Origin of the sequence: Flavobacterium proteolyticum (assembly GCF_015223105.1) — a bacterium.
Taxonomy (GTDB): Bacteria; Bacteroidota; Bacteroidia; order Flavobacteriales; family Flavobacteriaceae; genus Flavobacterium; species Flavobacterium proteolyticum.
Genome location: NZ_JADFTZ010000002.1, coordinates 405,790 through 428,856, shown reverse-complemented (window position 1 = coordinate 428,856; position 23,067 = coordinate 405,790). Strand labels below are relative to the sequence as shown.

Sequence of the window (23,067 nt, the reverse complement as noted above, 5' to 3'; positions counted from 1 at the left end):
CTATTTTACATCATCTTCTAAATACATTTTTCTAACGCGCTTGAATAATTCAGAAGAATAAACAAAATCGGTAACGGCTTCGTTATCGGTTTTGAATATTTCTTTGTTCGAACCTTCCCATTCTAATAGACCATTTTTCAAGAAAACAATTTTTTCTCCAATTTCCATTACCGAGTTCATATCGTGCGTATTAATCACTGTAGTAATGTTGTATTCTTGCGTAATTTCCTGAATCAAATTATCAATTACAATTGCCGTTTTTGGGTCTAATCCCGAATTTGGTTCATCGCAAAACAAATATTTCGGATTATTTACAATTGCTCTAGCAATGGCAACACGCTTTTGCATTCCACCCGAAATTTCAGATGGTCGTTTTTGATGCGCATTAACTAAGTGAACTCTGTCAATAACAAAATCAACGCGTTCTTTAATTTCTTTTGCCGATTTATTCGTAAACATTTTCAAAGGGAATCCAATATTTTCCTCAACTGTCATACTATCAAAAAGCGCACTTCCTTGAAATACCATTCCAATTTCGGTTCTCAATTCACGTCTCTCATCATTAGAAAGTTCAGAATAAATTCTGCCGTCAAAAGAAATTGTACCACTATCTGGCGTGTGAATTCCTAATAACGATTTTAAGAAAACAGTTTTTCCAGAACCACTTTGTCCAATGATTAGATTGGTCATTCCTGCTTCAAAACGAGTAGAAACTCCTTTTAAAACGGTTTGTTCGCCAAACTTTTTTACGATATTTTTTACTTCGATCATTAGCTTAAAAGAAGTTGTGTTAATATAAAGTTCATTAAAATGATAACTACTGATGTCCAAACGAATGAAACGGTACTCGCTTTTCCTACTTCTAAAGCGCCACCTTTCATATAATAACCATGAAAAGAAGGAATTGTAGCTAAAATGAAAGCAAAAACAATAGTTTTTATAAAGGCATAAGCAATATGAAACGGAATAAATTCAGTTTGAAGCCCGGTTGTGAACTCGAAGCTTGTGGTAAAACCACCATAAACTGCTGCCATCCAACCTCCAAAAACGCCTAAAAACATACTCATTCCAATTACGAATGGATATAAAAGTAAAGCAATTATTTTTGGAAAAACTAAGTAATTCAGGGAGTTAACGCCCATAACTTCTAGTGCGTCAATTTGTTCGGTTACACGCATGGTTCCTATACTTGATGTAATGAATGAACCCATTTTACCCGCCATAATAATGGAAATAAAAGTAGGGGCAAATTCTAATACAACCGATTGACGTGTTGCAAATCCAATCAAATATTTTGGTATTAACGGATTGGTTAAATTTAATGCGGTTTGAATAGCTACAACGCCACCTACGAAAAATGATATAAAAGAAACAATTCCAAGCGAGTCGATAATTAAATCATCAATTTCTTTAAGAATTAGTTGTTTCATCGCCGACCATTTAGTAGGCTTGTTGAAAATTTCTTTCAACATGATGAAGTATTTTCCTATTTGCGATAAGTAGCGAATGAGCATCATTTTGATAGTGTTCTGTATTCAGTTTCTTGTAAGCAGTAAAAATACTATATTTTTATGTAAAAGATTAAAATAACTTCTTTTTCATCTTCTTCCAACGATATTTTCTAACAAATTTTGCTTGCTCAGGAGTAACCAACATGGTTTTGTTTTCTCTTTTGGCTTTCCAAAAACCTTTGATGTAATCTAAAAATAATAAAGGTTTTCCTTTTCGCATCGCTAATTTTAAGGAAGCAACAGCTGTGATGAAAAATCCATAACCTAGAGTGTAAAACGCTTCCCCTTGTTTGAATCTAGCGGCTTGATTGTAGCTAGCGCCTGTAGGTTTTAGGTGTTTTACGTGTAAACTTTCATCAGTTACCACTTTCCAATTGTAAAATTTACAAAGTAATTCGTCAACGGTATCCCAACCCATTTGTGGTTTTAGTCCGCCTATTTGTTTAAAGGTTTCTTTTCTGTATGCCTTTAAAGCACCACGAATATGGTCTTTATCGGTTAAATTCTCTAAAATCCAATTGCCGTTTTTTTCGATGTAACAAAAGCCACCCACCATTCCAATTTTATCGTCTGATTGAAAATGTTTGATGATGGTTTCGAAATAGTTTTTTGGAAAAATCAAATCAGCATCTACTTTTACAATGATATCGTACTTGTCGTCGATGTGTTTTTCTCCTTCATGGAATGCTTGAATCACTTTACTTCCAGGTAAATGAATAGCATTCGATTTTTTATTCACTAAGGTAATAAATGGATATTTGGAAGCAAATTCAGAAACAATTTCCGGAGTTTTATCGGTAGAATTATCATTTACCACTACAATTTTTGTTGGTATAACAGTTTGTTCTACTAACGATTGCAAAGTTAAGCTCATAAAAGCTTCTTCGTTGTAAGCTGGAATGATAACGTAATATTTCATTTGATTTATCACTTTTTACTTGTCACTTTTCACTCTTTCGGCGTAAACCAAATAATATCTCGGAGTAAACCATCTCAACAATGGTCTAAAACCTAATTTCTTAACTGGATGTGTAAATTTCACTCGGTCTACAATTTTAAAACCAGCTTTTTCCAAAAGCCAATCCAATTGCCAATCTTCAAATTCGTGATAATGTCTGTCCCACATATCGGTTTTACTTCTATACGCAGAAGAAAACCACAAACGTAAAGGAATCGAAATCAAAATTTTATCCGCTTTTACGTTTTGTAAAACAGTGTATGGATTTAGTAAATGTTCGAAAATTTCAAAACCCGTAAACACATCGTAATTCTCAGTTTGAAGCGCCGATTGGTCGTTGTCAATGTCTTCTCCTTTAGTATTGATAACAGCATAACCATTATCTACCATAATTTTTGAAAAAGGATTTGGAACGCCTAAATCAAAAATGGTTTCAGACGTTTTAATGTGTTTTTTTAGAAAATCTAAAGTGATATTAAATCGTTTACTCGGGTATGTTTTTTCGTACATTAATTAACTTTTGAATATTGTTTTAGCAAAAGTAATATAAAGACAGTTTATTATATCAATATTGGTCAATTTTCTGAATTATCTCTTTACAACTTTTATCAAATCTATTATTTTTTCAACTTTCTCGTTTGTAATTGGTAAATGTTCTTTATTGGTTAATTCAATGCTTCCGCCTTCCGATTTTGTATATGAAACAATTTCATTAACGTTGACAATATATGATTTATGAATTCTAATTAATTCTGGTTGGTCTTCTATGGTTTCTTCAAAGTTTTTTAAGTTTCTGCTTACGGTATGTTTTGTGCCATTTTTTAAAACTACAACCGTATATGAGCCGTCGCCTCTTATATATAAAATATTTTTTGTTTCAATGAAGAGTAAGGAACTTCCTGAAGGAATAGCAATTTTTCCTATGGATTTAGATAAGATATTTTCTTTTAAAATTTCATAGCTATGTTTTGTGTTTATAATCTTACTTGCTCTTTTTACTGCATCTTGTAATAATAACTCGTCTATAGGTTTTAATAAATAATCTACTGCAGAAAGTTTAAAAGCTTTAAGAGCGAATTCATTATAAGCGGTAGTAAATATAATTTGAAATTTAATGTCTTCATCATCAAAAAAATCTAAAAGTTCTAAGCCACTATGTCCTGGCATTTCAATATCTAAAAACACTAAATTGGGTTTTTTCTTTATTATAGCTTTCACACCTGAGGATAAATTTTCACATTCTTCCAAAATTTCAACTTCAGGGCAATATTCGTTCAATAAATATCGAAGAGAAACTCGAGCTCTTTGTTCGTCATCAATTAAAATTGCTGTCATCTTAAATAGGTATTTGAATAGTAACAATAGTGCCGCTTTCTAATGAGTCCTCTATATCGGTATACTGAATACTAATTTTTTTATTTTGGTTTAGGTTTAATATTTCAATTCTCTTCATCAATGCTTCGGTAGCAAAAGAGATATGATTTCCCCTTTTTAGTAGGTTTAATTCTTGGCTTTTTTTTCTACCAATGCCGTTGTCCTCTATTGAAATAGTTAAATATTCTTTGTGTTGATTAAATTGAATTGCAATCTTTTTTATTCCATTTTTATGAAGTAAGCCATGTTTAACTGCATTTTCAATAAAAGGTTGTAAAAGCATGGCGGGTACTTTTATTGATTCTTTTTGTGTAGATATTTGGGTTTCAATATTAAAGAAAAATTCATTTTCATTAAATCGTGCTTTTTCAATTTCAAGATATAATTCTAGAGTTTTTATTTCATCTTCTAATGAGATGTATTCTTTTTCTGATGTTTCTAATATATTTCGTGTCAAAACTGAAAATTTCTTCAAATAATACAACGCTTTTTTATTATCCCTAGTTAAGATATATGATTGGATTGTATTTAGAGCATTAAAAAAGAAATGAGGATTCATTTGCGATTTTATAGCTGTTAATCGTGATTTGTTTAGTTCGTTTTCTAAGTTAACTTTTTCTAATTTCTCCTTGTTTCTTAAATTAATTTTTTTGACATGATTTTTAAAAACTAAATAACATAATATAAAAATGAATGCTAAGAGCGCACTTAAAAAAAGAGGCGTTTTCCAAAATGGTGGTTTTATTTCAAATGTGTAACTTAATAGATCGTATTTTTGAATAGAGGGATTGTATACTCTGAATTCAAGTTGATAAGTGCCAGGAGAAAGTTCGTTTAAAATTAATTTTCTACTGTTGTTTTCTAAGGTATACCATTTGTTATTATTGATTTTATATGATATCGCATTGGAATAACTTGTGCTAAAATTTAAAACTGAGAAATTAAATTTTATATTATTTTGATCAAAACTCAATGTTTTAGGTAATTGAGAGTAATCTACATCGTTTATAGTTATGTGGTTTAATATGAATTTTTGATTATGTATTAAATTTATATCCTCAAGGTTTTGGGCTATCATTCCTTTTTTTGTAGCAAATAGGATTTGATTATTTAATTCCCCTATGTCTGTTACATCAAATTCTTGATTGTTTGTTAATATTTCAATTTTAGTTTTATTAGATAAATTATATAGAAGAATATTTTTTTTGGTAATTATAAACAAATGATTTCTGATGATTTTGATTTTATTAATTTCTTCAGATGTTATTGGAATCGTTTTAATCTTGTTTTGATTATCAATTTGAATGAGACTTCCGTTTGCATTAACTCCAAAAATGTAATTCTTCCATGTGTTTAGATGATTAATGTAGAGCGGTTTATTTTTGTAAAAAAGTGTTTTTTTTTCGTGAAATGTTTGTGTTATTACTCCTAAGTTAGTGCTTATGTATATAGTTTTGTTTACAGGGTTATAAGCTATTGATTTAGCTTTGATATTCGACTCGATTCGAGCTTCATTTAAGACGTCTTTTTCTTTTTTTCTTATATTATAAAAAGTGTCCCATTCGCTCTTAAGTTTTGTGTCGAAGCATAAAATCCCACAAAACCCACTTGCAGCTACTCCAAAGTATTTGTGGTCAATAGGGATGATATTTTTTACAGCTACTTTTTTTTCTAGAATTAATTTTGTTTTATTGTTGTAAACTCTAAATTGTGAAGAAGTTGCAAAAAAATAGTCATTTACTTTTTTTAATAAATAAATTTCATGATTATCGAGATCCTTATGTATTTTTTGTTGTTTATGAAGGGTTAAATCAAAAGAGTAAATAGAGTTATTTACTGTTCCTATAAGAAGTTTGTCTTCTAAGAAGTCAAATTGAGAAATTGTCTCTGGAAATTGATAAAGCTTGGTGTTTAAATTAGGTATTAAAAACAAACCCTCATTTAAAGTTGAAATCCAATAATTTTGAAAACTGTCTTTGAAAAAATAAGATATGTTATGATTTTTAAACCAATGTTCAACATCATTTTTATCATTTAATTTAAAAATTCCATTTGTTGTACATAACCAAATCTGATTATCAACAAATGCAATATTTTGTATGATGTTTTCTGGAATAGGTAAATAATGTTTTTTGAAAGAACCCTTTTCAAAAATGAAATAAGATTGTCTGTACTTATTAAAAAAATATAGTTTTCCATTTCCGTATTTTAATAATTTAGCTTCACTTATATTATTTAATTCTTCTGGAAGTTTTATTTTTTCAATCTTTAAATTTTGATCAATTTTATAAAGACAATCACTTAGAATATAATAACAATTATCGCCTCTTGTTGAGGTAACAAAGGTGTTATGATTAAATGCGAATTTTTTAATGATTTTCAAATCATTAATGTCATAAACAATAATATTATTTTTTTCAGTAGTTAAGATTTTGTTGTTTAAAATTCCAATTGGACTATAACCTAAAGGTTGATTTTGAGGGACGGGTTCTAATATTTCATTTTTATTATAGTAAATATATCCATCAAAATTACAATAGTATATAGTATTGTTGTTGTCTACAACTAAACTTGAACCAGCTTTTGAAGTAACTTTTTTTGTGCTTAAGTTAGAAAATGAAACTCCATCATATTTACATACACCTTCATTAGTTGCAAACCACATAAACCCTTTTTGGTCTTGTGTAATGTCGTAAATCGTATTACTTGGTAATCCTGTCGACTTATCAATTTTATTGAAGTACGGATTTTGTCCTGATAAATTATAGGTTACAATTAAAAGTAGTAGTAGAATTGACTTGTGATTGTGCATTATTGCGTTCAAATTTCTTGTTTACAAATGTATAACTATGTTCTTTTAAAAAAAACAGCTAAACAAACTCAAAGTGGGTTTTTACAAACTTGAAAATTGTAATACCTTTTTTTGAAAATACTTTTGATAAGAATTAAAAATAAAATATGAAAAAATTATTACATTTAGTTACGATTTTGTTAGTCTCCACAAGCTTTTATGGACAAACTCCACTGTGTCAGTTTAATTTCGATAATTCAATTGCTAATGTAGGAAACACAGTTATATTATCAAATTTAGGTGACCCAGTAACTTATGTTGCTGACAGATTTGGGAATGCCAATGCGGCTATTAATTTTGCTGCCAATAATGTACTATGGAGTAATTCAATGACAAATTTACCTACAGGAAACGCAACTTTATCTGTTTCGTTTTGGGTAAAGTATAACGCTGTAGCTACAAATGATATTTTTGGTTATGGAACGAATTCTTCTTATGGAGCAATTGGTTTTCAGGAGTATGTTAGCAACAGTTCTACATCTTCATCGGGTATAGCAATAAGGCAACCAAGTGGAACAGTATCATTATCTGTTAATCATTTTACATTTATTAATACTTGGTATCATTATGTTGTAACAACAGCGCCTGGCTCAGGTGGTTCTGTTACAAAAGTTTATAGAAATGGTGCGTTGATTTATAATACTACTGCTCCTTTTCGAAATATTCAATTAGATACGTTTACAATTGGTAATTATATTTTTTCAAGTAGTTCAAGTTTTAATGGTGCTTTAGACGACTTTAGAGTGTATAATTCTGAGTTAAATACAACACAAATAAATCAAATTTATACAGAAAATAATCCAACTGTAACAGCACCAACAATTAGTTCTATTACTACCTCAAATATTACATCTAACTCTGCAACAATTGGCTATGGAATTAACGCCAATGGTGCAAATGCTACAACTGTAATTCGTTATGGCACTAATTCTTCAAATTTGAATCTTACTTACAATTGCCCAAGTACAACCACAACTGCCGTTTTTTCAGAAACTTTAGTCGGTTTAACTCCAAGTACAACGTATTATTATAAAATTGAATCTACCAATTCTTCAGGTACAACAATTACTCCGATAACGTATACGTTTACCACAACTGCAGCATCATCAAGTATAACTAATGGATTAGTAGCGTATTATGGTTTTGAAAATTTTAATAGTCATAATGGTTTACACAATTTAACACAGTCTGCCTCAGCGCCAATATTGGACGGAGTAGGAGGAAAGGTAGGTTTAGGAGCAAGATTTGAACCTGCTTTACAGCAACAGCTGGTTAATACTTCTTCATTAAATACAGCATTAGATGGTACAGAGTTTACAATTTGTTATTGGGTAAATTCACAAGCAAATTCATCAAGCATGACTTTTCCTACTCATTTTGAAATGTTTGGTTCTGGTTTCGTTAGGCAACAACAAAATACGGGCTATGCTTCTCTGACTAAAGGATATGCAATTAATGCAACAACATTTAATACAGGTAACACCACTGTAACAAACATCAATGGGACATGGAAACACATTGCATTAGTGCACAAATCGGGTACCACAAATAACAAGCAAATAGAATTATATGTTGATGGCGTTTTACAAGGTGGATTTTCTCCAATAGCGAATGTACCAGTTTTGTATAAATTTAATACTGATTTTTACATTGGAGGAGGTGGCTCGGCTGTTAAATATTTTAAAGGCTATATTGATGAGTTTTACATTTACAATAGAGTATTAGATGGAACAGAGATTAATGCAGTAAAAGATAATACAAACGCTCCACTTACTTCAGAAAGTCATAACTCAGCTTTAAAATTCAGTATGTATCCAAATCCTGCGAATGATTGGGTCACTTTAGAAACTGAAGAAGAAATTAAATTGATTGAAGTATATTCTTTACAAGGACAAACAGTGCTTTCGTCGACAGAAAAGCAATTAAATATCTCAAGTCTATCTAGCGGAATATATGTGATTAAAATAGAAGATGTTGAAGGGAAAATTAGTATACAAAAATTAATAAAAAATTAGTAAAAAAATTAATTAAAATTTAAATTATGAAAAAAATATTTATCACTCTGATGATTCTTTTGCAAGTAAACATAATGCTTGCACAAAATGATGCTGACGTAGACTTGCCATTTATTAATGGAATTGCTCCCCCTGGTGCAGGAATAACAGTAAATTCTGTAGCCAATCAGACTGACGGTAAAATGTTTGCGGGCGGTTTTTTTACTTTTGCTAATAGTACAGCAATTAATCATTTAGCTAGGTTTAATTCTAATGGTACAACTGATACAAGTTTTAATACAGGATCTGGATTTAGTCATGAAGTTAAAGTTGTTTTTGTGCAACCTGATGGTAAAATTTTAGTTGGTGGTGATTTTAATTCTTTTAACGGAAGTGCTCAAAATTATCTAGTTAGATTAAATTCAGACGGAACCAAAGATACAACTTTTAACATTGGTACAGGATTTAATACTTCTGTATATGCAATTACTTTACAGAGTGATGGTAAAATTTTAGTAGGAGGTAATTTTACCAATTTTAATGGATTGACTCAATCGAGTTTAGTTCGATTAAATACAAATGGAACAAAAGATACTACTTTTTCTATTGGCACAGGCTTTGACGGAATGGTTATGTCACTTGCAATTCAGCCAAATGGTAAAATAATTGTAGGGGGCTATTTTTCTAATTATAATGGAGTTGTTCAAAATTCACTGATACGATTAAATGCAGATGGGACTAAGGATACTACATTTAATGTAGGAACAGGTTTTACTCCAGCAGCTAGTGTTGGTGTTAAAGCTATTTCTATCCAAAATGATGGAAAAATTGTTGTAGGAGGAGATTTTACAATATATAATGGAGTGCAATCAAGAAGAATTATCCGCTTAAATACTGATGGTACTAGAGATAGTACCTATATGATAGGAACAGGCTTTAATGCCCCGGTTATCGCAGTTTTAAAACAAGCAGATGGCAAAATGTTAGTTGGAGGCCAATTTTCAGATTATAATGGGAATTCTCCAAACAATAAAATTATTAGACTAAATACTGACGGAACAAAAGATGCAACTTTTAATAGTTTAGGAGGATTTAACGGCACTGTTGTTAATTCATTTGCTATTAACTCGAGTGGTAATATTCTTGTTGGAGGCATGTATACAACTTACAGGGGTAATATTTCTCATTATATTACAAGGTTGTTAGGTAATACAACGTTATCAAATGAGAATTTTAATACAAGATTAAAATTCTCATTATATCCAAATCCAGCTTCTGATATTTTGAATATTGAATTGGATTCAGATATAAGAAATATAGAAGTGTATTCATTACAAGGTCAATTAGTAATGCAGTCTACAATGAAAAGTTTTTCTGTAAATTCATTAAATCAAGGCGTTTATCTTGTAAAAATTACAGATGTAAATGGGGTTACAAGTACTCAGAAATTTGTTAAAAATTAGTCCTATGAAAATAATTACTAAATATCGGTTAGAATTAACCTTAACAGTTTTGTATTTATCACTGTTTTTAATAATTTTTAATTTAATATAATTATAATAGAATGAAAAAGAGGGAAGAAATTCCCTCTTTACAATAAATAATATATATGAAAAAAGTGTTTTTTATAAATTTTATGAATAACAACATGCTAATTTTTAAAAATTAGCTATATTATCGTTTAATTAAGGTGATTTTTTCCATTATAAAATCTACTTTATCTAGCGAAATTGGGATGCAAGTTTTATTATTAAATTCTAAATTTCCACCATCAGATTTATTGTAAACAGAAACATAGTTTAGATTGGCAATATATGATTTTTGTACCCGTAAAAAGTTACTGTAATTTGAAAGTATGTCTTCGAAATTTTTTAAATAGCGACTACATATTATCTTTTCGCCATTTAATAAGACAATTTCGCAATAAGAACCTTCGCCTTTTACATATAAAATTTGGTCGGTTTCTAAGAATAAAATGCTATTACCTGTTGGAACAGCAATTTTGTTTAATTTGTTTTGGTCTAAATTTTCTTTAAGTATTTTGATGTTTTGCGATTTAATTTTTTCAAAACGTTTTACAGCCTCTACAAGCTCTTCAGGATGAATGGGTTTAAGCAAATAATCAATTGCTGAAAATTTAAACGCTTTTATTGCGTATTGACTATAAGCTGTAGTAAATATTACCGAAAAGTCAATTTCTTCTTCGTTGAAAAAGTCAAATAATTCTAAGCCGCTATGTGCTGGCATTTCAATATCTAAAAATACGATATTTGGTTTAAATTTATTGATTGCTTTGATACCTTCAGCTAGTGTTTCGCATTGTTCTATAACTTTAATATTTGGGCAATATTCTTCCAAAAGTAATTGTAATGAAACACGAGCTCTAACTTCATCATCTATAATAATTGCATTTATTTCCATGTTGTAGGTATGTTTATAATTACTGTTGTTCCTATAGCTTCATCAAATTTATATTTGTCAATATATGCAACGGTAATTTTATTGGTTTTGTTCAAATTTAAAATCTCTAATCTTTTTTCAATTGCATTTGTTGCAAATGAAATGTGGTCTTTTCTGTTGTTGAGGTTGAGTTCTTCGCTTCTTTTTCTTCCTATACCATTATCATCAATGCTAATTTCTAAAGAATGATTGGTTTTTTTAAATACAATGTTTATTGTTTTTTCACCTTTTAAATGTAAAAGTCCATGTTTTATAGCGTTTTCTATAAAAGGTTGCAATAACATGGTTGGTATTTTAATAGATTCGGTATCAATTTCTTTGTCAATTGAAATGGTGTAATTAAAATCGTTAAAAAAACGGGCTTTTTCTAAATCGAGATATAACGTAATTGTTTTGATTTCTTCATTTATAGAAAGGTAATTTTTTTCGGTTAATTCTAAAATGGTTCTGGTTAACGAAGAAAATTTATTTAAGTAAATAATGGCTTCTTTTTTATCGTTTGACAAAATATAGGATTGAATTGTGTTTAACGCATTGTAAAAAAAATGCGGATTCATTTGCGATTTAATAGCCGTTAATTTTGACTGATTCAGATTGTTTTCTAAAGTAATTCGATTGAGCTCAATTTGGTTTTTTTTCTGAATTTTTTTAAGCTTCGATTTGTAAAGAAAATAGAATAGAATTGCCAAAAGTAAAATAGAAAATAAGATGAAAATTGTACTTTCCCAAAATGGTTTCTGAATTGAGAAATTATAATTGATAATGTTTTTATCTGTTTTTTCTATGTTTTCAATCTTAAATTGGATGGAATAATCCCCAGCAGCTAGTGATGATAGTTTTAAACTTCTTTGATTATCCTCTAAAGTTACCCAATTTCCATTATTAATTTTATATGAAATAGGAAATTTTGTATTTGGTAAATATGCTAAAACCGAAAAATCAAAGCTTAAATTGTTTTCATCAAATTCAAAATTAGTCGCTGTTTTTTGTTTATCGTTGATGAGTACTTTATTTAAAATAAATTTTGGTAACGATTCGTCGTTTAAGTTAGTATTTGATTTTATTATAAGTCCGCTAGAGGTTGCAAGTATAGTTTTATTAGATAAAGTAGCAATATCACTAACTGAAATATTAGGAGTAATATTCTGAATTTTTGTTGCTTTTTTTGTAGATAAGTTAAATTGAAAAATAGCATTGTTTGTAAAAATATAAAGAATATCATCAATTAGTTTAATGTTTTTAATTTCGTCAGTAATTAAATTTTTAGAAACCGTTTCAATTGAAATAGTGTTGTTGTCATCAATTTTTAATAACTCATATTCGTTTGATAACAAGTAGATGCAATTGTTGTAATAGTATATTTTTTGACAAAAAACAGGTTTGTTTTTATACTGTATTTCTTTCTGTGTATTTAAGGTTTGAGCGTAAAGCCCCACATTTGTTGCAAAAAAGATAGTCTTGTTGTTTGGATTATAAGCAACCGATTTTCCTCTAACGCCAACTAAAATTTTTGACTCATTTAAATCAGACGGTGTTTCAGTAAAATATTTGGTGTATAAATTATCCCATTCAGATGTTTTTTTATTATCTAAGCTAAATAATCCACAAAGTCCACTAGCAGCAAAAGCATAATATTTATCATCAACTTTTACAAGATCTTTAACTGCTATGTTTACTTCCTTTATTTTGTTATTTATAATTTTAAAGTTATTTGATGTGATGAAATAGTTGGTTTCATCTTTAAAAACTTTATAAATTTCATGATTAGAATTGCCTTTGAAAATTATTTTTTCTTCGTAATTATTTGGGTTGAACTCACTTAAAATATCATTTTCATAACCAATAGCAATTGTGTTATTGTCAGAATTTAAGGTAACAGGTTTGTAATTGCATTTCCACAAAATGGAAGAAAAATTTGGAATATAGAGTAATCCATTTGTTAAGGTAGAAATCCAAAATTTATTTTCTTGGTCTTTAAAAATGGTTGAAATATTGATTTCTCTATAGTAATTGACAAAACTCTTGTTTTTATATTCAAACAAACCACTAGTGGTGGCGAGCCATAATTTATTGTCAACAAAACTTAGATTTTGAATGATGTTTCCCTTTAAAACAGCTTCTTTTTCAAAAGTTTGATTAGAGTATTTGTAGAGTTGTCCATTTGCTTTTGATACAATAAATAAATCATCTAAGTGGCTTTCAACAACAATAGATTTTGTAGTAACAAGTTCGCTTGGTAAACTGGTTATTGTTGTGTTTAAGTTAGAATCAATTTTTAGTAATTTATTGGTAAAAACATAGAAATATTTTTTTGATAAATGTGTAGCTTTGAAGTAGGTGTTGTCAAATTTTATCTTTTTAATGAGTTTTAAATTTTTCAAATCATAAACTTCAATTGAATTTTTTTGAATTGTAAAAAGTTTATTGCCAATAATTCCAAATTCATAATAACCAATGCTGTTTTTTTGTTTAAAAGCTTGCAATTGATTGTTTTCGACATAATATAAATAACCATCAAAATTTATGTACCAAACCCTGCCAAAATTATCTTCAATAATATTCGAACCACTTTTACTCGTTTGATTTTTTGTGGTGAATGAATAAAATTTTGTTCCGTCATATTTGCTCAAGCCTTCGCCAGTAGCAAACCACATAAAACCTTTTTTGTCTTGATAAACATCATAAACTGAATTGGAAGGTAATCCAACAGATTTATCGATTACATATGAGTATGGATTTTGAGCAACTAATTTATAACAGTTGAGTGATAGTGATATGAATAGTAGAAAAAAGGTTTTCAATAGCATCAGTTATTAATATTACAAATATAGAAGTTAAGTTGATTGAGGACAATTTAATGATGATTTATAAACTGAATTTGATGAACTCGAAACCTAGTTTAATGAATTTGACTTATAATTTTAGAAGCTACATCTGTAGTTTTGAGTCAAATTTTAAAATTATAATTATGAAAAGATTATTACAATTACTGTTTTTACTTAGTGTATTTACCTCATTTGCTCAAGCTCCTTTAGTAAGTAATCCAACACAAGTAAGTTCAACTATTAAATCAATTACATTGTCAACAAGCATAACAGCATATGGTACTGCTAATGTTTCATTATTGGTTTCAACTAGTCCCTTTTTTACAGATCCACTTACTATTAGAGAAATACCATCAGTAGGTAATGTAAATGGGTCAACAGCTGTTACGGTTAGCTACATGATAGAATGTTTAAAACCACAAACAACATTTTATGTAAAAGTAAAAGCAACTAATGCTAACGGGACAACTACCTCTGGTTATACGACAATGACAACAAATTCTTATGCAGGTGTAGGTGTTAATTCGCTTCAAGCTTTGGATGTTGACTCTAATTCAGCTTTGATTAGAGCTTCTTTATTTGTGCCCAGTGGTGTTACAGATGCCACTGCTCAAATTTATTACGGTACAAATCAAACAAATTTAAACTTCGCTGTTTCATTATCAGGTATCACTACAGGAACTAATATTGTTATAGATCAGCTTTTAACTAATGGTTTGTCGCCAAATACAACATATTTTGCATACTTAGAACTTAATCACAGTTCAGGTTCAGTTTGTTACAGAAGTGAGTTTATAAGATTTACAACGCCTCCTGCAGCTTCTTTACTATATCATTTTCCATTTAATAATTCGTATTCTTCGGTTACTTCAAATCCAGGCACTTTTTTTTCAATGCAAGGAGCTCCATTTGTGTCTAATCAAAGTGCCGCGGCAAGTGCAATAAGAGTCGCAGTAGGAGATAATGATACTTCAAGAGCAACAAGTGCACCAACTGCAAATTTACCGTTATTGCCAGTTGGAGGAGCTGCAAGATCTGTAGTCTACAGAGTAAAATTTAATACTTTGGGTTCATCAAGTAATTTTGTTTTTTCTTACGGTACAGGTTCTGCTAATCAGGCTTTTGGTGTAAATAATACGGCCTTAACTTCTACATTTTATGCATGGTCTAATGATATTTCTTATAATCCTTCATTTAACACTACAAATTGGTACACAATAACAGTTGTTTATAATGGGGCTAATATTAAGCATTATGTAAACGGAGTATTCGTACAAAGAAATTATTTGTCTAATTCAGTATTAAATACTACTGGAACGAATTTTAATATTGGAAAATCTCCTACTACAAATTTTGGATATGGAAACTTTGATATAGATGATTTAAGAATTTACTCAGGAGTTTTAACGCCTTCAGAAATTTCTTCATTGCACAATAATTTACTTTCAAGTACTGATTTTAATAATGGTAATTTAAATTTCAAACTTTATCCTAATCCTACTAATGATATTATCAATTTAGAATTGAACAATGAAGTAAAAAATGTTGAGATATATTCATTACAAGGACAAAAAGTATTGGCTTCAACAGAAAAACAAATAAATGTTTCAAATCTTGCTAATGGTATTTACATGGTAAGAGTTGAAGATGAAAATGGAGCAGTAGCTACTCAAAAATTAATTAAAAGGTAATGAAGGTAATTGCTAAATATCGTTTAGAATTAACACTGACAGTAATGTATTTACTTATATTTCTAATTATTCTGAGTTTGTTATATTAATATAAAGTTTTAAAAAGAGGGAAGAAATTCCCTCTTTTACATTTCATATACAATCGCATTAATATTCATTCCAGAGCCAACGGATGCAAAAATGATAACATCACCTTTCTTAAGTTCCTGATTTTCTAATTTGCCTTTCATCATTAAATCGAAAAGTGTAGGCACTGTTGCAACACTAGAATTTCCTAATTTATGAATACTCATTGGCATAATACCTTCTGGTGGGGATTGTTTATATTGTTTGAAAAATCGATGAATAATGGCTTCATCCATTTTTTCATTAGCTTGATGAATCAATACTTTTTTGACTTTTTCTATTGGGACGCCACTTTTTTCTAAACAAGAAGCCATTGCTTTCGGAACGTTACTCAGTGCAAATTCGTAAATTTTTCTTCCGTGCATTTTAATGTAGCGCACATCTGGGTCGTGGTCTTTGTTGAAAGAATTTCCAAAAAACAAATAATAAGCTTCGTCATAAGTAAATGTAGCGGTTTCGTGTGCCAAAATTCCACCTTCGTCATCCGTTGCTTCTACGATTGTAGCGCCAGCACCATCGGAATAAATCATAGAATCTCTGTCGTGTAAATCTACTACTCTTGACAAAGTTTCGGCACCGATTACCAAACATTTCTTAGCCATCCCCGCTTTGATAAAGGCGTAAGCTTGTATGACACCTTCTACCCAACCAGGGCAACCAAAAAGAATATCATAAGCAACACATTTCGGATTTTTAATTTTTAATCCATGTTTTACTCTAGTGGCTAAACTTGGTAAAATATCTGATTGAATGGCTCCTTTTTTTACATCACCAAAATTGTGTGCTAAAATGATATAATCAATAGTTTCTCTATCAATTTTAGCATCTTCAATCGCTTTTTCTGCAGCAATTAAAGCGATGTCAGAAGTACATAAATTATCAGTTACATAACGGCGTTCTTGAATTCCTGTAATTTCTAAAAATTTTTCAGCTACGACATCATTTGGATGAGGAAACGGAGTTCCGTCATCATTTAAAAAAGTGTGTTGCGCAAAATCGATATTGGAAACTACTTCGGTAGGAATATAGCTTCCTGAACCTGTTATTTTGATATTCATTCTATTGTTTTTTGGTTACTCGAATTTACAAAATATTGTTGTTAATGATTTGGTAACCTATTGGTTTTTACCATTTTTATGAATATCGTAGTAAAATTGGTTTAAAAAAGTGAAATTCTAAAATTAATACCTTTTAATTGAATTTTATCTGCATTATGGTCGCCATACTCAGCGCTTGTGTTTTCATTTGTTCGGCATATTTACCTGCAAAATGCTCATCAATTGTCGAATTGAAATGGCTTAACCAAGTTTCAAAGTGTTCTTTAGTAAAAGCATGCTTGTCATGAACGTCTTTATGAATAGAAAACATGTTATTAAAATAACCGCCTTTTAAAAATAACGATTGCTCCCAAAATGTAGCCAAAATCTCGAAATGCGCTTCTAAATGTTGGTCAACAGAAGTAACTTTGGTAAAGAAAAAATTAATCGAATCATCCGCTAAAAGTTTATCGTAAAACTTGCGCATGATAAGTAAAATATCTTCTCTGTTCTCAATATCATTCATTGTAAAATTTATTAAAAAAGGCTCAAAGTAAAAACTTGAGCCTTTTGATTTATTACTTTGTACTTTTAATTTTGTACTTCGTATTTCGAATTACATATAAGCTTCAATTGGTGCACAAGAACAAACTAAATTTCTGTCACCATACGCTTCATCAATACGACGAACTGTTGGCCAAAATTTATTCTCAGCAATGTAATCCAATGCATAAGCAGCTTGTTCTCTTGTATAAGGGAAAACCCATTCGTTAGCTGTAACCATTGCTAATGTATGTGGCGCATTTCTTAAGATGTTGTTCGCATCTTCTTTAGTTGAAGCTTCAATTTCTTTGCGAATTGAAATCATTGCATCACAAAAACGATCTAATTCTGCTAAATCTTCTGATTCAGTTGGTTCAATCATTAACGTTCCAGCTACAGGGAAAGAAACGGTTGGTGCATGGAAACCATAATCCATTAAACGTTTTGCAATATCCGTTACTTTGATTCCTTTTTCTTCGAATGCTCTACAATCTAAAATCATTTCGTGAGCGGCTCTTCCCATTTCTCCAGAATATAAAACTGGATAATGTGCTTCTAAACGCGCTTTCATGTAATTTGCATTTAAGATAGCATATTTAGTAGCGTTTGTTAAGCCTTCAGCACCTAACATTGTAATATAGCCATAAGAAATCAAACAAACTAAAGCTGAGCCATAAGGAGCAGAAGAAATCGCTGTGATTGCTTGACTCCCTCCAGTAGGAATAACTGGATTCGTTGGTAAGAATGGAACTAATTTTTCATTTACACAAATTGGTCCAACACCTGGTCCACCACCACCGTGAGGAATAGCGAAGGTTTTGTGTAAGTTTAAGTGACAAACATCAGCACCGATAGTAGCAGGATTCGTTAATCCAACTTGAGCATTCATGTTCGCACCGTCCATATATACTAAACCTCCATTTTCGTGGATGATATTTGTAATTTCGATAATAGCACTTTCAAAAACTCCGTGAGTTGATGGATAAGTTACCATTAAACAAGATAAGTTGTCTTTATGAAGAATTGCTTTTGCTCTTAAATCTTCCACATCGATATTTCCATTATCCATGGTTTTAGTTACGATGATTTCCATTCCTGCCATAGCAGCAGAAGCTGGATTCGTTCCGTGAGCAGACGCTGGAATCAAACACACATTTCTGTGGTTATCGCCTCTTGATAAATGGTAAGCACGAATCGCCATTAAACCAGCGTATTCACCTTGAGCGCCTGAATTTGGTTGTAACGTTGTTCCTTGGAAACCAGTTACTACATTCAATTGTTGCTCTAATTTTTTCAACATGATTTGGTAACCTTCTGCTTGTTCAATTGGTGCAAAAGGGTGAATGCTGTTCCAATTTGCCATAGATAAAGGCAACATTTCTGCGGCAGCATTTAATTTCATCGTACAAGAGCCTAATGAAATCATGGAATGATTCAACGATAAATCTTTACGCTCTAATTTTTTGATATAACGCATCAATTGCGATTCTGAATGATGGTTGTTGAAAACATCATATTGTAAGAAAGTTGATTTTCTCACTAAATTTTCAGGAACCATAACTTCATTTGCTAATTGATTTATCGTAAACGCATCTTTTCCAGTAGCTTCAGCAAAAATGGCAATAATTTGGTTAACGTCATTTACAGAAGTCGTTTCGTTAAATGAAATCGAGATCGTTTCAGCATCTGGATAGAAGAAGTTTACTTCGTGTTTTTCAGCAATAGCTTTTACTTTAGCAGCATCAGCTTTTACTAAAATCGTATCGAAGAAAGCCGTATTGGTTTGGTAAACCCCTAATTTATTTAAAGCATCGGCAGTGGTAACCGCAGAAGCATGAACTTTATTAGCAATATATTGTAAACCTTTTGGTCCGTGATATACGGCATACATTCCAGCCATCACCGCCAATAAAACTTGAGCTGTACAAATGTTTGAAGTTGCTTTTTCACGTTTGATGTGTTGCTCACGAGTTCCTAAAGCCATACGTAGCGCACGGTTTCCGTTAGCATCAATAGAAACACCGATGATTCTTCCTGGCATCGAACGTTTGTATTCTTCTTTCGTTGCGAAATAGCCAGCATGAGGTCCGCCGTAACCCATTGGAATACCAAAACGTTGCGTAGTTCCAACTACAACTGCAGCGCCCATTTCACCTGGAGGCGTTAATTTTGCTAACGATAAAATATCAGCAGCAACTGCTACTTTGATTTCGTTTTCAGCCGCTTTTGCAATGAATCCCGCATAGTCATAAACTTGACCGTATTTTCCTGGATATTGTAAAATAGCACCAAAGAAATCAGTAGAGAAATCAAATGTTTCGTGATTTCCAACTACTAATTCAATATTTAATGGAGTTGAACGTGTTTGTAAAACCGATAAGGTTTGTGGTAAAATTTCTTCCGAAACGAAGAATTTCGATACATTATTTTTCTTTTGATCGCGAGTTCTTACATCAAAAAGTAACGCCATTGCTTCTGCAGCAGCTGTTCCTTCATCAAGTAACGATGCATTTGCGATTTCCATTCCAGTTAACTCGATAACGGTAGTTTGGAAATTCAAAATCGCTTCTAAACGACCTTGCGCAATTTCGGCTTGATAAGGAGTGTAAGCTGTGTACCATCCTGGGTTTTCAAAAATATTTCTTTGAATAACCGCCGGAACGATTGCTGGGTGATATCCTAAACCGATATACGATTTGAATACTTTATTTTTCTTTCCTAATTCTTGAATGTGAGTTAAATACTCATACTCAGTCATTGGAGCGTCTAAATTTAAGTCGTTTTTTAAACGAATATCATCTGGAATTGTTTCGAAAATTAATTGGTCTAAAGTTTCTACACCAACCGTTTTAAACATGTGATTTAAGTCACTTTCACGTGGCCCTAAATGTCTCAAAGCGAATGCATCTGTTCTCATTTATTAAAAATGTGTATGTGTGTTATTATGTGTTGTTTTGGACAACAAAAGTAATTATTAATCTTGTAATTTTTTGTTTTTAAAATGTGAAATTTTGTGATTTTATCAACTAATTTCAAGTCTTATTAACAGATTGATTAATTTTGTTGAATGTTGATTTTTAAGAAAATTCTCGATTTTTATATCAATAGTAGTTTGCATGTCGCATTATCAGCTTTTGCGCTGGTATCGATGACGCAATATTTCTTTGGTGTTGAAGGTGATTTTTCGGTAACTTTATTTGCTTTTTTTGGAACTGTGGTTGGTTATAATTTCGTGAAGTACGATGCCATTACAAGGTTAAACAAAACCGAAATCAAAAAAGAATTAAAAGCCATCGTTTTTTTGAGTTTTATTTCGTTGTTGGCTTGTTTTTATTTTTTCTTGCAATTGAGTTGGGATTCTAAACTAAGTGCTTTCATTTTTTTTGGACTAACACTTTTATACACATTACCCTTTTTTCCAAACAAACAAAATGCCCGAAATTGGAAAGGCGTAAAAATCTATATCGTTGGAATTACTTGGGTAGGCGTAACGGTGATTTTACCTTTGGTAGAAGCTGAAATTCCGTTTTCTACAGATGTGCTTTTAATGGCTTTTCAGCGATTTTTATTAGTATTCTCCATTGTTTTAGTGTTTGATATTGTAGATGTAAAATACGACGATATTCATTTACAAACTGTTCCACAGAAAATAGGAGTGAAGTTGACGAAAAAACTTGGTTATCTATTATTGTTTTTATTACTGCTTTTAGAGTTTTTCTATACCAATAATCAACATTTTTTACCATTCTTTTTCAAACTTTTGGTTTGCGGAACGATTGCAATTTTTCTCTTTTTTGCCAATGAAAATCGTTCCCGATATTACGCTTCATTTTGGTTAGAAAGCGTTCCGATTTTGTGGTGGTTGGTGTTAATCCTGACAGGTTTCAAAAACCTGTCAGGATTGTGAATTTATCCATTAATCACAATTCGTTGTTCTACTTGTGCTTGACTTGCTTTTCGTTTTCCTCTAAAGAAGAAATATAAGTTTAAGAACAGCATAATACCTAAATAAATTGAAAATCCACCAATTTTATAACTCAGTTTTTCAATTAGCACTTGATAACTATCATCATACATATTCATTTCTAATATCATAAGTGCAAAACCTAAATTCAATAAATAAAATCCGGTTTCGAATAGTTTGTTGGTGGCGTTTGCAATTTCATCTCGACCTTTAAAAATATCCAACATATAAATTTTACTGTTTTTAAAAAGCGTTTTTGAAACATAGTAGGTTAAAAATAAAGCAATGGGAAGATAAATTGCATAACCGATTAAAATTTTTGTAGTTTCCATAATACGAGTGTTTAAATTAATTTTTTGATGTAATTCGTTAATAAGATAATATTGATGTAATGCATCACGGCAATCGCGATAATAATAAAAGCCGATTTTGAAGTAATCACTTCAATGAGTTGTTTTATATTTTCAATTTGTTCCCAAGAAATTATCGTCATCGCACAATAACCAATATTTAAGAGATAATATCCCACCAAAAGCAATTGATTTATTTTATGACACAAGTCTTTATGATTTGGAATCAATTGTGAAACGAATATGTTTCCATTGTTGTAGCAAATTCTTCCAACCTTCACAATGATAATCCCTGTGATGCTGAAATAGATGAGATAGGCGATGATGTTGAGGTTCATGATAATAAGTTTTTAAACGTTTTATCTAAATCACCAAATTCAAACTCAAAGCCGTTTTCTGTTAATCGTTTTGGGATTACATTTCTACTTTTTAAAACCAATTCAATTTCAGTTTTGATGATTTTTGCCCCAAATTCAAGTAGTGATTTTGAGATAGGTAATCCAAACGGAATTCCAATTGCTTTTTGAAGTTTTTTCATAAATTCTTTATTTCGAATCGGTTTTGGAGAAACAACATTGATGCTCCCAGAAAGTTCTTTTTCAATTATAAATTCGACAGCTTTTGCAAAATCTTTTTCGTGAATCCAACTAACAAATTGACTTCCATTTCCGTTTTTTCCACCTAATCCAAAAAGTGTTAGTTTTTTTAAAGGAATAAAACCGCCTCCATTTTTACCTAATACAATTGAAGTCCTTATTGCTGTTTTCAATGTTTTTGGTGTTTCAACTTCGTAAAATGTTTTTTCCCAAGTTTTGGCAACGTTCATAGAAAAATCATTACCAATTTCTCCTGTATATTCATCCATTTCTTTATCTTCTGAATGACTATAAATAGTTGCAGTTGATGAGTTGATAAAATGTTTTGGTGGATTTTCGCATTGTAAAATGGCTTCGTTTAAAATTTTGGTACTATCAATTCTTGAAGCTAAAATTTCGGCTTTATTTTTTTTGGTATATCTACAATCAACGGATTTTCCAGCTAAGTTTATGACAACATCTACATTTTCTAATTCTTTTTCCCAACCTGAAAATGATTTAGCATTCCAATTTACATATTTGATTTGGTTCTTAATTTCAGATTTTCCTCTGGTTAAGATTACAATTTCTTCAAATTTATTTTTGAAATGTTGGATTAAAACGTTTCCTAAGAATCCGGTTCCTGCTGCTATGATTAGTTTATTTTTCATTTTGTTTTGCTATTTTATTTAATGTTATTGTAAAATATATTGCAATTGTCATTGGTAGGATCATTATAGTTGTAAGCAATATTATGTAATTGTCTAAAATACTTTTCTCTTCTAAAAACAAGTAAGTGGAAAAGGAA

Annotated in this window: 18 protein-coding genes; 4 read left to right on the top strand and 14 right to left on the bottom strand. The window is 30.5% G+C overall.

Annotation, left to right across the window (positions count from 1 at the left end; translation table 11 throughout):
* The 6 genes from IM755_RS07420 to IM755_RS07395 all read right to left on the bottom strand — a co-directional run bounded on the left by IM755_RS07420 (window position 1) and on the right by IM755_RS07395 (window position 6,655).
* Window positions 1–771, bottom strand: a complete 771-nt coding sequence (locus IM755_RS07420) for an ABC transporter ATP-binding protein (protein WP_194095305.1) — start codon at window positions 769–771, stop codon at window positions 1–3.
* The gene (locus IM755_RS07415) at window positions 771–1,517 is read right to left on the bottom strand and encodes an MlaE family ABC transporter permease (RefSeq protein ID WP_194095302.1); all 747 of its coding nucleotides are present in this window, start codon (window positions 1,515–1,517) and stop codon (window positions 771–773) included. The genes IM755_RS07420 and IM755_RS07415 overlap by 1 nt, the downstream gene beginning before the upstream one ends.
* 64 nt (window positions 1,518–1,581) lie before the next feature.
* Entirely contained in the window at window positions 1,582–2,430 is an 849-nt protein-coding gene (locus tag IM755_RS07410; RefSeq protein WP_194095300.1) for a glycosyltransferase, read from the bottom strand.
* A 15-nt stretch (window positions 2,431–2,445) separates the two neighbouring features.
* A complete protein-coding gene (locus IM755_RS07405; RefSeq protein WP_194095297.1) occupies window positions 2,446–2,979 on the bottom strand; it encodes a class I SAM-dependent methyltransferase in 534 nt (177 codons plus the stop codon).
* Window positions 2,980–3,057: 78 nt separating this feature from the next.
* Window positions 3,058–3,804, bottom strand: coding sequence for a LytR/AlgR family response regulator transcription factor (locus IM755_RS07400; RefSeq protein WP_194095295.1), 747 nt, complete (start codon window positions 3,802–3,804; stop codon window positions 3,058–3,060).
* 1 nt (window position 3,805) lies between these two features.
* Window positions 3,806–6,655 (bottom strand): sensor histidine kinase, encoded by a 2,850-nt coding sequence (locus tag IM755_RS07395; RefSeq protein ID WP_228063916.1) that lies wholly within the window; start codon window positions 6,653–6,655, stop codon window positions 3,806–3,808.
* A gap of 146 nt (window positions 6,656–6,801) precedes the next feature.
* On the opposite strand from IM755_RS07395, the gene IM755_RS07390 reads away from it, so the two are divergent.
* Window positions 6,802–8,709 (top strand): LamG-like jellyroll fold domain-containing protein, encoded by a 1,908-nt coding sequence (locus IM755_RS07390; protein WP_194095290.1) that lies wholly within the window; start codon window positions 6,802–6,804, stop codon window positions 8,707–8,709.
* Window positions 8,710–8,735: 26 nt separating this feature from the next.
* Window positions 8,736–10,151, top strand: coding sequence for a T9SS type A sorting domain-containing protein (locus IM755_RS07385; RefSeq protein ID WP_194095288.1), 1,416 nt, complete (start codon window positions 8,736–8,738; stop codon window positions 10,149–10,151).
* A 211-nt stretch (window positions 10,152–10,362) separates the two neighbouring features.
* Here the strand turns inward: IM755_RS07385 and IM755_RS07380 are convergent, their stop codons facing one another.
* Both IM755_RS07380 and IM755_RS07375 read right to left on the bottom strand, forming a co-directional pair.
* Window positions 10,363–11,109, bottom strand: a complete 747-nt coding sequence (locus IM755_RS07380; RefSeq protein ID WP_194095286.1) for a LytR/AlgR family response regulator transcription factor — start codon at window positions 11,107–11,109, stop codon at window positions 10,363–10,365.
* Window positions 11,100–13,949, bottom strand: coding sequence for a sensor histidine kinase (locus tag IM755_RS07375; protein WP_194095283.1), 2,850 nt, complete (start codon window positions 13,947–13,949; stop codon window positions 11,100–11,102). Before IM755_RS07375 ends, IM755_RS07380 begins: the two co-directional genes overlap by 10 nt.
* 167 nt (window positions 13,950–14,116) lie before the next feature.
* Here IM755_RS07375 and IM755_RS07370 point away from each other — a divergent pair, with 167 nt between their 5' ends.
* Window positions 14,117–15,664: a T9SS type A sorting domain-containing protein gene (locus tag IM755_RS07370; RefSeq protein WP_194095281.1), complete on the top strand. Its 1,548-nt coding sequence runs from the start codon at window positions 14,117–14,119 to the stop codon at window positions 15,662–15,664.
* A gap of 125 nt (window positions 15,665–15,789) precedes the next feature.
* Here IM755_RS07370 and IM755_RS07365 read toward each other — a convergent pair whose 3' ends face one another.
* The 3 genes from IM755_RS07365 to gcvP form a co-directional block, all read right to left on the bottom strand.
* Entirely contained in the window at window positions 15,790–16,848 is a 1,059-nt protein-coding gene (locus IM755_RS07365) for a 3-oxoacyl-ACP synthase III family protein (protein ID WP_194095279.1), read from the bottom strand.
* Window positions 16,849–16,981: 133 nt separating this feature from the next.
* Window positions 16,982–17,353, bottom strand: a complete 372-nt coding sequence (locus IM755_RS07360) for a group III truncated hemoglobin (RefSeq protein ID WP_194095277.1) — start codon at window positions 17,351–17,353, stop codon at window positions 16,982–16,984.
* 90 nt (window positions 17,354–17,443) lie between these two features.
* Complete coding sequence (gene gcvP / locus IM755_RS07355) at window positions 17,444–20,287, bottom strand: aminomethyl-transferring glycine dehydrogenase (RefSeq protein WP_194095275.1); 2,844 nt, start codon at window positions 20,285–20,287, stop codon at window positions 17,444–17,446.
* A 150-nt stretch (window positions 20,288–20,437) separates the two neighbouring features.
* On the opposite strand from gcvP, the gene IM755_RS07350 reads away from it, so the two are divergent.
* On the top strand, window positions 20,438–21,277 hold the full coding sequence (locus IM755_RS07350) for a UbiA prenyltransferase family protein (RefSeq protein WP_194095273.1): 840 nt from the start codon (window positions 20,438–20,440) through the stop codon (window positions 21,275–21,277).
* A 2-nt stretch (window positions 21,278–21,279) separates the two neighbouring features.
* Here the strand turns inward: IM755_RS07350 and IM755_RS07345 are convergent, their stop codons facing one another.
* The 3 genes from IM755_RS07345 to IM755_RS07335 are packed head-to-tail and all read right to left on the bottom strand — an operon-like array spanning window position 21,280 to window position 22,930.
* Window positions 21,280–21,666: a hypothetical protein gene (locus tag IM755_RS07345; RefSeq protein WP_194095271.1), complete on the bottom strand. Its 387-nt coding sequence runs from the start codon at window positions 21,664–21,666 to the stop codon at window positions 21,280–21,282.
* A gap of 11 nt (window positions 21,667–21,677) precedes the next feature.
* Window positions 21,678–22,022 carry a hypothetical protein gene (locus tag IM755_RS07340; protein WP_194095269.1) on the bottom strand — a complete coding sequence of 115 codons (345 nt, stop codon included), beginning with the start codon at window positions 22,020–22,022 and terminating at the stop codon, window positions 21,678–21,680.
* Window positions 22,019–22,930 carry a TIGR01777 family oxidoreductase gene (locus IM755_RS07335; RefSeq protein WP_194095267.1) on the bottom strand — a complete coding sequence of 304 codons (912 nt, stop codon included), beginning with the start codon at window positions 22,928–22,930 and terminating at the stop codon, window positions 22,019–22,021. Before IM755_RS07335 ends, IM755_RS07340 begins: the two co-directional genes overlap by 4 nt.
* Window positions 22,931–23,067 lie beyond the last annotated feature (137 nt).